The 11,761-nt window shown below is 52.9% G+C and carries 12 protein-coding genes; 8 read left to right on the plus strand and 4 right to left on the minus strand.

The genetic code is table 11. The features are described 5' to 3' along the window. Nucleotides 1-59: 59 nt before the first annotated feature. From BP727_RS12295 to BP727_RS12310, 4 genes are all read right to left on the minus strand, one after another. On the minus strand, nucleotides 60-335 hold the full coding sequence (locus tag BP727_RS12295; protein ID WP_013720446.1) for a DNA-directed RNA polymerase subunit L: 276 nt from the start codon (nucleotides 333-335) through the stop codon (nucleotides 60-62). After that, nucleotides 336-896, minus strand: a complete 561-nt coding sequence (locus BP727_RS12300; protein WP_013720447.1) for an exosome complex RNA-binding protein Csl4 — start codon at nucleotides 894-896, stop codon at nucleotides 336-338. It lies immediately after the preceding gene. Between the two features lie 138 nt (nucleotides 897-1,034). Next, the gene (locus BP727_RS12305; RefSeq protein WP_273270852.1) at nucleotides 1,035-1,631 is read right to left on the minus strand and encodes an METTL5 family protein; all 597 of its coding nucleotides are present in this window, start codon (nucleotides 1,629-1,631) and stop codon (nucleotides 1,035-1,037) included. Between the two features lie 24 nt (nucleotides 1,632-1,655). Then, nucleotides 1,656-4,016 carry a tetratricopeptide repeat protein gene (locus BP727_RS12310; protein WP_286859058.1) on the minus strand — a complete coding sequence of 787 codons (2,361 nt, stop codon included), beginning with the start codon at nucleotides 4,014-4,016 and terminating at the stop codon, nucleotides 1,656-1,658. Between the two features lie 285 nt (nucleotides 4,017-4,301). Between BP727_RS12310 and prf1 the strand changes: the two genes are divergently transcribed. From prf1 to BP727_RS12350, 8 genes are all read left to right on the plus strand, one after another. After that, nucleotides 4,302-5,543 carry a peptide chain release factor aRF-1 gene (gene prf1 / locus BP727_RS12315; RefSeq protein ID WP_013720450.1) on the plus strand — a complete coding sequence of 414 codons (1,242 nt, stop codon included), beginning with the start codon at nucleotides 4,302-4,304 and terminating at the stop codon, nucleotides 5,541-5,543. Nucleotides 5,544-5,548: 5 nt separating this feature from the next. After that, nucleotides 5,549-6,049, plus strand: coding sequence for an RNA-binding domain-containing protein (locus BP727_RS12320; RefSeq protein WP_013720451.1), 501 nt, complete (start codon nucleotides 5,549-5,551; stop codon nucleotides 6,047-6,049). Next, nucleotides 6,042-6,818 (plus strand): sugar phosphate isomerase/epimerase family protein, encoded by a 777-nt coding sequence (locus BP727_RS12325; RefSeq protein ID WP_013720452.1) that lies wholly within the window; start codon nucleotides 6,042-6,044, stop codon nucleotides 6,816-6,818. The genes BP727_RS12320 and BP727_RS12325 overlap by 8 nt, the downstream gene beginning before the upstream one ends. Before the next feature lie 30 nt (nucleotides 6,819-6,848). Then, entirely contained in the window at nucleotides 6,849-7,475 is a 627-nt protein-coding gene (locus BP727_RS12330; RefSeq protein ID WP_013720453.1) for a translin family protein, read from the plus strand. Between the two features lie 41 nt (nucleotides 7,476-7,516). Further along, a complete protein-coding gene (gene sepS / locus BP727_RS12335) occupies nucleotides 7,517-9,127 on the plus strand; it encodes an O-phosphoserine--tRNA ligase (RefSeq protein ID WP_013720454.1) in 1,611 nt (536 codons plus the stop codon). Nucleotides 9,128-9,179: 52 nt separating this feature from the next. Continuing rightward, on the plus strand, nucleotides 9,180-9,878 hold the full coding sequence (gene rpiA / locus BP727_RS12340) for a ribose-5-phosphate isomerase RpiA (RefSeq protein WP_013720455.1): 699 nt from the start codon (nucleotides 9,180-9,182) through the stop codon (nucleotides 9,876-9,878). Nucleotides 9,879-10,645: 767 nt separating this feature from the next. Continuing rightward, nucleotides 10,646-10,981 carry a cupin domain-containing protein gene (locus tag BP727_RS12345; RefSeq protein ID WP_276620398.1) on the plus strand — a complete coding sequence of 112 codons (336 nt, stop codon included), beginning with the start codon at nucleotides 10,646-10,648 and terminating at the stop codon, nucleotides 10,979-10,981. A gap of 24 nt (nucleotides 10,982-11,005) precedes the next feature. Beyond that, entirely contained in the window at nucleotides 11,006-11,749 is a 744-nt protein-coding gene (locus BP727_RS12350; protein WP_286859063.1) for an MBL fold metallo-hydrolase, read from the plus strand. Nucleotides 11,750-11,761 lie beyond the last annotated feature (12 nt).

Here is an 11,761-nt window from a genome sequence, read left to right on the forward strand (position 1 = left end):
GATTGCAATCTGTCGGCACAGGAGGCCGTGGAAGCCCCGCTCTTTAGGGCGGGGAGCAGTCACTTTACCGCTTCTGCGTACTTGCTGGAAAACTCATCGCACTGATCTATTATTCTGGACGTGGCCTCTTTCAGAGCAATAATGGGATCGGCCCCATTGGTTACGAGGCGGAAGACGGGGTTGTCCATTACCGGAAACTTTGTGTCATATGTTGCCATGAGGACTCTCTTGTCCTTCAACAGCTCCGTTCGGAGCAAGTTGAGAATGGTATGACCCTCTCCCACGAACTCAATGACTGCCTCATTCTCGGTCTTGGATATTATCTTCAGGTTCATCTACACTACCCCCAGCCCATAGGCGGAGCTCATCTTTCGCGTCTCGTTGTTGCCGCAATTGGGGCAGATGAGCTTTCCCTCCTTTCGCATCAAGCCGGTAAGACAGCGGTTGCAGTAAGCCTTTATCACTCCCAGATCCTCGTCTCCAGTCGAGAGCCTCATCTGCCGCTCATCGACGATCTTTGCCTTGAGGATGTCGCGCATGGAAAAGAGCGAGCGCAGATCCTTGACATAAGAGTTCTTCACATTGGATATGTGAATGGTGGCCTCCTCATCTGAGATTGGCCGGTCCTCGTAGCCTTTCTTGAAGGCCAGGGATACTATCACCAGGCTGTCTTTGAGATCGATTACCTCGCCCACTACTATATCGCCGTGGTTAAGCTTGACTGGGGCGTTGGTCTTGGGTATGACACTGGCAGACCTGGTCTTGGGATCGACCTTAACCAGGCCGGCAGTGGTGGCAAATATCATTCCTTCCCTGGCATAGGTGTAGTCTCCAGGAACGAACTCCTCCAAAGATCCCACCGTATCGCCGGGAAGCACAAAGCTATCTTCCATCATTTATTCCTCTGTAAATTCAATATACGGCTCGAGAATCGCCGCATCATTTCCGTCTCTTTTTTCATCGCTATGGCTCAATTAGAAATTACTAGTATCTAAAGCCTGGTATAAAGGCTTGGTCTCAAAAGCTTGGCTCCTCTAGGAATGCTGGCAGGTTATTCTGTATAGCTCAACCTCAATGACCTTGATGTCCTTGCTGTGAAACTCGAAGCATCTCTTCAAAGGAAATGGGATGCAATAGACCTCCTGCACCACATTGGGAAATATATATTTTTTAATGAAATCATGGCTTCCCCGGTTGTGCAGAGTATAAATATTCCGAGCGATCCTCTGAGCAGTGGAGAGGAAAGCGCGATCTCCCTCGCTGGCCTTCTGAGCTCCAAAGGGGGGATTCATGATCACTGTATCTATGCCTTCAAGCTCCAGCTTTCTCACGTCCGCCCGGATGAAGTCTACATCCACGCCCAGATTTTCTGCATTTTTTCTCGCCGTGGCCAGGGCATCTTTATCGATCTCCACTCCTACCGCCCTTGCACCCATGAGCGCCGCGCCGATGGCAAGAACGCCCGTCCCACATCCCAGGTCGCATACCGTACCCAGATCATTGCGCAGAGCAGCTAAGAAGAGAATCTCCGCCGCCACCGAGGCGGGCGTTGCATACTGCTCTCTAATAAATGAGGGCTCGGAAAAGCCCTCCAGTCGTTCCAGGGTCATCTCAAGCTGCTTCTTTTTCATCTCGATAGAGGACTCCCGCTCAGCCTATATCAAATATAGCACCGCCTCAACCGCCAAGAGAATGATCACCAGCACGCTCATGGCCTTGATCAGCATTACCGCCTTTTCCTGGCTGAATAGACCGCTGCCATAGCTGGAGGTTGATTCCTTAAACTCCGGTACTGCCTCGCGAAAGTCTGGACCAGAATCCTCAAGCCCTCTCTCCGGCCACTCCCCCCCCTGCATTCCGCCAAGATCATGGCGGTTTAGCTCTTCTATCAGCCCAGTATCTATGACCCCATCGATCTTTTCGATATCATCCTCTGGCTTCTCCAGGTGGTCAAAGCCCTTGGATCCATAAAATTGTGCCTGCCTCCAGGAATTAAAGCCAATTGGATTTTCTTTCTTGCAGGGAGTACTAGCCATGACAGGAACAAGCCAGCTGTCTTCTGGATGCATTATCTCTGAGACATATAGCTCAGAGGGCTCCACGGTGCCGTCAGTCAAAATCATGTTCCTGGCCCGCGCCCCATCCTCTGAGATCTCCAGATCCGGCAGCCCATCGAAATCCTCTTCCAGATCGGACTCGATCAGTTCATCCATCCCATCGATGATATCTGGCTGTATCCTCTTCTCACTGGAAATCAGATTCAGCGATTCATCCCAGGTGAGAACCTCCCGGGTATCATCTATCAGCTCCAGCAGGCTGTTGGCCATGGCCCCAGCGATTAGCAGTAACGCATCTCTCTCCGGACCGAAGCCCAACTCATTGCGGCGCGGCCCCTCCTCGCTGGCAGTGTCATCCCCTACCATCTGCCCTTCCAGTATCGCTGCTGCCTCGATCAATCTGCGGGCATCTCTCTCTTTTGGATCCTTTTCCAGAGATGAAAGGTGCTTTCCAGAGTGGCGCAGGTCCCCCGCAGCTGCGTGGAGCTTAGCTATCGGATCTTCAGTCTTTCTCTCAGCAGTCATGCTTGCCTTGAGGTTCTCCAGAGCGGAGACGAAGCTGGTGTCGACAATCGTGGCATTGCATTCCCTGGCACCTGCCAGCAGATGCTCGATTGAGCTGCTGACTGCCTTTGCCAATCGCCAGGGCTCGTCTCCCAGCAGGCCTATCGACCTTGCTTCTCTCATCCCGGATACGGCCTTCGCCAGACCTCTGATTCCGGCCTTTTTAGTCTCAGCTGCATTCTCTGCAGCCATATCCAGCGATGACAGAGCCTTCTGTGCAATTTCCACTGCCTCCTGGTCAGAGGTGTATCCGGATATCCTGGCAAGATAGGACCGACATTTAGCAATCTCTGACTTTGTTTTTATATCCGCCTGCATCTTGGGAAGAGAGGAAGCTAGCTCTAGGAAGCGATCTGATGCCCGGCCGAAATTCTTGGATGCCTCTTGCCTTTGCAGGCGGCCTGAGCCCAGACCCAGGTCCTCATTATCCTCTGCCTCTTCCAAAGAGCCCTTTGCCAGGGTGCTGTAAGCCGCGGCCAGTGAGGACAGAGCATTCTGATAACCAGGTTGGGCATTGCGGCTTATGAGATGGATGGCCTTTTCCAAAGATTCGCGAGCAGAAGATGCATCTCCCTTCTCTAGCTGCATCCGTCCCATATTAGAGAGGACGATCCCCTTGCTTTGGGTCTGGCCATACTCTTCGAACAGGTCGAGGCTCTGGCTGAAGTAGCTCTTAGCGCTATCCCAGTCGTATCTGTCGCTGGCAATACGTCCCATCCTATCCATAATCCAGGCAGCGCTCTTCTTGTCGCCGAGCCTCTGGAAATCCTCGAGGCTTTTCTCAAAGTATCGAGTTGCCAGATCCCTCTCCCCCATGTCCGCATAGATCCTTCCAAGGCTCCCAGTCATCTGGGCAATGCCGAGATCATCACCCTGTTCCTCAAAGGTCTTCAGACTGCGGTAGCAGTACTCTATGGCCCGATCCCAATCCCGGTTCTGACGGTAGGCAGATCCCAGGTTTCCCAGGACATGGGCAAGGCCTAGGAGATCCTCTGATTTTTCAAAGCAACAAGCGGATTTTTTGTAGTAGAAGGCTGCTCGGGCTAAATCTCCCTGGCGGGCATAGGCTTGACCGAGATTGTTTTGAAGAACCGGCCTCAAAACCGGATCGCTGCAGAGAGATAAGGCCCGGTTATAAGCGCTTATGGCAAGGGAATATAATCCGGTGCTGCGACAGATATCGCCCAGCCGCTTGATCTCGTAGATATCCTCAAGGCAGCCGGAAAGCTGGCGACAGATATCCTCATCGATCTCGCCATTCTTGGCGCTTTCCAGCAGCTTGGCGGTCAGCTCCGGGCAACTCCCCTCGATAGCCTTGCTGCTGATCTTTTGCAGGCCATCCCCTCCCTTGGAAAACGATTCATAGATCTCCTGGAGAACGACTAATTGATCCATGGATTATAAGATAACTTATATCTTTATATAGTTTTTGAATAGATCAAATTTTGCCATTTCTATTGACTGATTTTAAGACTACTGATTAATTGGAAAAATTTGATAAATTGAGTAATTATTTCAGCCAAATCTGACTAGTATTATTAAGATAGTAATAATTGGTGCCTCCCTTTGAAAATCCAGAATCGAAAAAAATTTTCCTCCAAATCAAGGATTATCATCCGAAATCCTTTTGAAGAAGCCTTTTATACCTTGATCCAGGAGCAATTTTGGAGATCGGCTAGAATGGAGTTTACAGCGCAGGAAAGGTATGAATTTAAGCGTCTTCTTGACGGCCTCCGGAGCAAGAAGGGCAGGGGCACAGAGCTCATTTCCCTGTATATCCCTCCTGATAAGCAGATATCTGATGTTACCAGTCAGTTGCGGGAGGAATACGGGCAAGCATCCAATATAAAGTCGAGAGTGACAAGGCTTAGCGTCCAGGGCTCCCTCGAGTCAGCCATGTCCAGGCTCAAGCTCATACCAAAACCTCCGGAGAATGGCGTCGTCCTATTTATCGGTAGCGTGGACATAGGGGCCAATCGCACAGAGCTCTTCAGCGCAGCTTTAGAGCCGCCTGATCCCATAGTAACCTACAGATATCACTGCGACTCCTCCTTTTATCTCGAGCCTTTGGAGGAGATGCTGGCAGACAAGAGGACCTTTGGTCTCATCGTCCTGGACAGGCGCGAGGCTGCAATTGGTCTATTGAAAGGGAAATATATCGAGTCCCTCAAGACCCTGACATCTACCGTTCCAGGCAAGCAGAGAAAGGGCGGCCAGTCCAGCCACAGGTTCCAGCAGCTTCGTCTGATTGCCATTCACGATTTCTATAAAAGAATAGGTGAGTCGGCCAATGACGCATTTCTGCCCATTGATCCCAAGGACCTTGAAGGAATCCTGATCGGTGGGCCTTCTCCCACCAAAGAGGAGTTTGTGGAAGGAGGCTTTCTGCACCATGAGCTGCAGCGAAAGGTCCTGGCGGCGTTGGATGTCTCCTACACCGATGAGTCAGGTCTGTATGAGCTGGTGGATACTGCTCAAGAGCAGCTCGCGGACCTGGAGGTCACCCAGGATAAAGAGATAATGCGCCGGTTCATGAAGGAGCTGGTATCAGATAAAGGCCTGGCGGCATACGGGGAAAAGGAGGTCCGCCACAACCTGGAGCTTGGGGCGGTTGATGTTCTTCTCCTATCCGAGGACCTCAGAAAGACCAGGGCCAAGATCGTTTGCACCAATCGCAGTTGCGACTATACCGACAGCCAGACCAGGAGTGGCTCATCTGAGCCGGTAGGAACCTGCTTGAAATGCTCCAGCCCGCTGACCATTGAGGAAGAGGTGGATATAGTGTCCGACCTGTCCAAGCTGGCAGAGCTGAGCGGGGCAGAGGTCAAGATCATCTCTACTGAATTTGAGGAAGGAGCACAGCTCTTCCGGGCCTTTGGCGGCATAGCTGCTATCCTCAGATACAAGACCAGCCACATATAGGGGCGATGAGAACGATCGAGGTCACAGTCTATTCAGCCGTTCAGCTTACGGAAAGGGTTGATAGGGTAGTCTTGGCGATTGAGAACATCTTTCCCGGTCTGATAATGGACATTCGCACCGATCGTATCGACGCTTATGATGGCCCTCAATCCTTGAGAAGATTGCATCGCCTCCTGAGAAGCCAGGAGATTCTGGATGCTGCCAGGTCTGTTTTAGAGCGAGGCCGAAGCTGCAATATAATCCATTTTCAGCTCAGCAAGCAGGCAGCCTATATGGGAATGGTGAGCTTTCCCCCTCAAGAGGAGTCCCTGGGTTCATTGCATATCCAGATTCAGGCCACAGATCCAGAGAGGGTCATCGACTGGCTGGCACCTGTCACGGAGAATGGAGTGGCAGTCGAGGAGATCGATTTATTCGAAGGCACATCGGATAGTGCATCAAATAGCAGCGCAATAGATAGCCCGTTAGATGGCGCATCAAATGGTGCGATGGAGGAGGATGTTTAGCTTTTCGTCCAGCAAGCTGGTGGACCGGCCCTTTGACTGGGCCTACCAGCTGGAGGATCTGGGATATAGCGGCTGGGAGATAGTCAACGAAGGAAGACAGAGGTTGACTGAGGGAAATCTCCCCGAGGCCAGGAAGATCGTAGAGACGACAGGACTGGTCATAACCATTCACCTGCCCTACTCGGACCTGAATTTAGCCTCAGTCAACCAGCCCATATGGGAGGAGACGGTGCGACAGATGAAGACCTGCCTGGACCTGGCAAGCGATTTTGCCCGCCTGGCGGTGGTTCATCCCGGCCACTTCTCTCCCCTGGGAATGCATATGCCAGACGCTGCCTGGCTGCAGAACATAAAGGGAATCCAGGAGATCTGCGATCATGCCTCGAATCTGGACATGAGAGTGGCAGTCGAGAATATGGTGAACATGCCTGCAATCCTGGGGAGGCGCCCGGAGGAGATCGAAGGCATAATTGAGACTGTGGACCGGGATAACCTCGGATTCATCTTCGATGTGGGACATGCCAATACCAATGGAAATGTAGAGGATTTTTTGAGGCTTAAGGATATGATGATCCACATCCATGCCCATGACAACCATGGGGAGAGAGACGAGCATCTGCCGGTGGGAAATGGCACTGTACCCTGGAAGAAGGTGCTGGCTGCTCTGAACGGCTACAGTGGCCGGATAGTAACCGAATCGCGCTCTTTGGAAGAGGGCCAGAGATCGGTCAAGAGGCTCAAAAGGCTGCTGGATGATACCCGGAAATGATATCTTCTTTAGGAATAAGAGACTGGGATTATGTCCGGACCGTCCACATTTGAGAACATCTCTGAGGGATTGCTCAGAAGCTTCGATGACAAAGACCGGGCTCGCGAGGAGGCTCTGTCCCTCTCCCGGAGGGTGATACGCCTGTGCTCTTCATCAATCAGATCGATGCACAGAAACGAATTTCCCGCGGCAAAGAGGCTGGTCGATGAGGCAGCAGAAGAGCTGGAGAAGATCCGGGAGCTTTTAGGGAACCATCAGGATGTACGCTATGCAGGCTTTGTGGACGGAGCAGAGCAGGAGTACGCCGAGGCCATCTCCGTCTACTCCATCATCACCAGAAATGAGATCCTCACCCCGGCTGAGGTGGGTGTGGAATTGGCGAACTATCTGGCGGGTTTGGGCGACGTGTGCGGTGAGCTTCGCCGTCATATTCTGGACCTCATTCGCTCCGGCAGGGCAAAAGATGGCGAATACTTCCTGGAGGTCATGGAAGAGATCTATTATCTGCTGATGCTATTCGACTATCCGGATGCTATAACCAGGGGTCTGCGGAGGAAGAGCGATCTTGCCAGGTCCATGCTGGAAAGGACCCGAGGGGACCTCACCAATGCCCTGGAGATATCCAGAATGGAATCATTATTTCTTAAAACAAAATAAACTCAAAAAGCCTTAAATCAATAGATCATGGAGTTTAAGTCATGAAGTTCGATCCCAATCAGATCCGGGAGGCGGCCCGGAAGGATTTCGATAAGACCTGGCAGGAAGGAAGAGAGTACCTTGGCCGGCCATCCTTGAATGAGAGATATCCGCGAAATAGCTATTCCTTCGGCTCAGTTCATCCTATCTTCGATACCGTTCAGAAGCTACGAGAGGCCTATATTCGCCTCGGCTTCAATGAGGCCATGAATCCGGTGATGGTCGAGGCCCAGGATGTCTACCGCCAGTTCGGCTCCGAGGCTCTTGCCGTTCTGGACAGGTGCTTTTATCTCGCCGGCCTTCCCCGGCCGGACATCGGCATATCGGACGAGAGGATCGCCCAGATAAACGCCCTCCTGGGTCGGGAGCTCTCGGCAGAGGAGGTGGAGGCGCTCCGTCAGATCCTCCATTCCTACAAAAAGGGGAAGGTTGAGGGCGACGACCTGGTGGGAGAGATCGCTCATGCCCTTTCTGCTCACGATGCTCTGATAGGCACTGTCCTGGAGAAGGTGTTTCCGGAGTTCAAAGGACTGAAAGCAGAGGCCACCAGTCGCACCTTGAGAAGCCATATGACAAGTGGCTGGTTTCTGTCCCTCTCCAACCTCCATTACCGCCAGAGGCTGCCCATCAGACTCTTCTCTGTGGACCGATGCTTCCGCCGGGAGCAGGCGGAGGATGCCGCCCGCCTGATGAGCTACTATTCGGCCAGCTGTGTGATCATGGATGAGGATGTATCCATAGAAGATGGGAAGGCGGTTGCAGACGGCCTCCTCAGCCAGTTCGGTTTCCAGAAGTTCCAGTTCCGACCGGATGACAAGAGGAGCAAGTACTACGTTCCCGGAACTCAGATCGAGGTCTATGCTTATCATCCGGGACTGGTCGGCTCGGCCACCAAGTACAGCAGCGGCTGGGTTGAGGTGGCTACATTCGGCATCTACTCGCCCACTGCCCTGTCCCAATATGATATCCCCTATCCGGTCATGAACCTGGGGCTGGGAGTGGAGCGGATCGCCATGATTCTGCATAACTCTCAGGATGTGAGAGCTCTCTCCTACCCCCAGTTCCAGGCCAATTGGGAGCTCACTGCCCGGGAGATGGCCCAGATGATCGCTGTTGAAATGACCCCCAGCACGCCAGAGGGGCAGGCGATAGCCGAATCTGTGATCGGGGTGTGCCTTGAGCATGGTGATGCCGCCTCTCCCTGCGAGTTTCCTGCCTGGGAGGGAGAGCTCTTCGGAAGGCATATTCAGGTCTGGGTGGTCGAGCCGGAGGAGAACACCAAGCTCTGCGGCCCGGCTGCCCTCAATGAGATCGTGGTCCATAAGCAGAACGTCATGGGCATCCCCCGCACCTCCCGCTGGGAGGAGGCGTTCAATGAGGGAGTGAGCACAGGCATTCGATTCATCGATTCCTTTGCTGCTCTTTCTGCCTATGAGATCGAGGCGGCGGCAATGAAAGGCAATGAGTCTGAGACCAGAGCGAGGATTGTGAGAAGCCCGGCGGATATAAACATCAAGATTCACCCAGCTCTCGAGAGGTACATCACCAGCTACAAGCACAAGATCGACCTGAGGGGACCGGTCTTCACCACGGTGAAGAGCAAGCTGCTCTGACCGGATGGATTGCGGGAATTTTGAGAGGAAATAAAGGGGAATTGAGAGGAGCATGAAGGACGCATCATCCAATTCCGCTGCCAAGAAGGCGGCAGGTGAGGCAGCGGCAGAGCTGGTCAGGAACGGTATGGTGGTTGGCCTGGGCACGGGCTCCACTGTGGCCTGGACGATAAAGAGGCTGGGAGAGAGGGTCAGAGAGGAGGATCTGGACTTTTGTGGCGTTCCCACCTCTTTTCAGGCCGAACAGCTGGCCATAGAATCAAATATAAGGCTCACCAGCTTAAACCAGCATCCAGTTCTTGATCTGGCCATCGACGGGGCAGACCAGGTGGACATAAACCTGATGGTGATCAAGGGCGGCGGAGCGGCGCATACCCGGGAGAAGGTGGTATCCTGCTCGGCCAAGTGGTTCGTGATCGTTGCCGATCAGTCCAAGTTTGTAGAAAGACTAACCTGGCCGGTGCCTGTGGAGGTGATTCCCATCGCCTTTAGGCTAACAGGAAGGAGGCTGGAGGAACTGGGAGGCAAGCCGGTGCTGCGACAGGGATTGAGGAAGGACGGGCCGGTGATCACCGATAACGGGAATTTCGTTATGGACGTGGACTTCGGGACCATCGAGGATCCCAGGTCTCTTGCGGCCAAGATCAGCCTCATTCCTGGAGTGGTGGAGCACGGCATATTCGATAACTTGGATGAGCTTTATCTCGCCCGGGCGGGAGGTATGGAAAGAATTAAAAGAGCTCTTCGCTGAATTATATGGGTGAGTTCAAGCAGAGCTTTTCTCATAAGAAAGACCTGCGTATCATCAAGCTGAACGGTAATTTCGCTTGCTATCGCAGCAGCAACCGACTTCTTGTGGATATCCAGTCCACCACCTTTATCTAACTCTTTAGCCATAACTGATGCTGTCCTGATATGGGCAGATGACACAATCCCTCGTGGGACAAATTTTCCATTCGCGTTCAAGACGCATGCTTGTCTACGAGAGGTAAACATGGTTAGTTTGTGGGTTGGAATCAGAGTTCCAATGAGGCAGCAGCCTTCACTGCCCATATCAAGCATAACAGGGATACCAGGCTTATCACAGTTTTCATCCTGCTTGTATGATCCCTGTCCTGAGGATCATTCGAGTTTGTGGAAAGCCGCTATGCTCTGAACCAACCTCAGAGGCACAGAGGAACAAAAGGCCATATTCTCTGCCTGAACTCACTCAGATAATTCAGCGAAGAGCTGGAATAGATCTGCAATACGAAGAGCTAATTTTATAGCATTACTGATTGTGTCATAGCAATAGATCCTCAACCTCCCCAGCCATCAGACCGGCTGATATTGCCCGCCCTGGAATTGACAGCCGACTGGCAGCCAGAATTCATAGCCGGACGCAGTGGAACAGGTCCGGAGGGGAGAAAACTGAGTAAAAATGAGGCAAGCCTTTTGACCCTGGACAGAGAACAATGAAAAACGGTGGGAAAAGGTTTTGTTCGACGGTCTTGGAGAGCATAAAGAGGTGCGACTAAAATGACGGAAACTGAAAACGAGAAGGCTACGCCCAGAGTCGAGAGGCTGGAGGACCTGGTGGCATACCAGGAAGGCTCCGTGGTCAGTCGGGAGATAATCCGCAAGAGCACGGGAACGGCTACCATCTTCGCCTTCGACATCGGCCAGGGGCTGAGCGAGCATACTGCCCCCTTTGATGCCCTGGTGAACATCGTCGATGGAGAGGTTGAGATCACAATATCGAAAAAAGCCTATAGACTGGCAAAAGGAGACTGCATAATCCTGCCTGCGGGCGAGCCCCATGCCCTCAAGGCAATCAGCAGATTCAAGATGCTGTTGGTGATGATCAGGTCCTGAGAAGCAATATCATAAGGTAATGCAATGAGCCTCAAAGTTACTCTCCTTGGCACCGGGGTAGGCATCCCCCAACCTGGCCGCTCTCAGGCAGCGATATTGATAGAGAATGATCTGCCTCTGCTCCTCGATTGCGGTGCGGGCACCCTCATGCGCCTGGATCAAGTGGGAGCAGGCCCAGAAGCGATTGACACCGTAGTGCTCAGCCATCTTCACCTGGACCATGTCCACGATCTTCTCGCCCTGGCCAATGGGCGCTACCTCTCCGGCCTTCAGGGGTTATCGATCTTCGGCCCCGCGGGCACGAGAGAATGGTTCGAGAGCCTCCAGGCCGCCTATCCAAACCTGGAGAGGATGGAGTCTCGTGTGCAGGAGCTCAAGGCCATGGACTCGTTCTCCATAAAGGGCTTTGACATCTTTGCCGAGGAGGCGCTCCACAGCGTTACTGCTCTCGCCTATCGCCTGGAGGCGGAGGAGAGGGTGATCGTCTATTCCGGTGACACCGAGCCCTCGGCCCGGGTGGCAGCTTTAGCCGATGGCTCAGATCTGCTCATTCACGAGTGCTCGTTTCCCGAGCCCTTCGATGTAACCAACCATACCACTCCATTGAAGCTGGGAAATATGCTCAGCAATCATGATCTGAAAAGGGTGGTCCTCACCCATCTGTATCCCCAGGCAGAGGGGCATGAGGATGAGATGGCCCAGCAGGTGATAGAGCTCTCCGGAGCGCCCACCATTGTGGGATGGGATATGATGATCATGGAGATCTGATGGAAATGGAGA

The organism is Methanosaeta sp. UBA356, assembly GCF_002496465.1.
Classification (GTDB): domain Archaea; phylum Halobacteriota; class Methanosarcinia; order Methanotrichales; family Methanotrichaceae; genus Methanothrix; species Methanothrix soehngenii.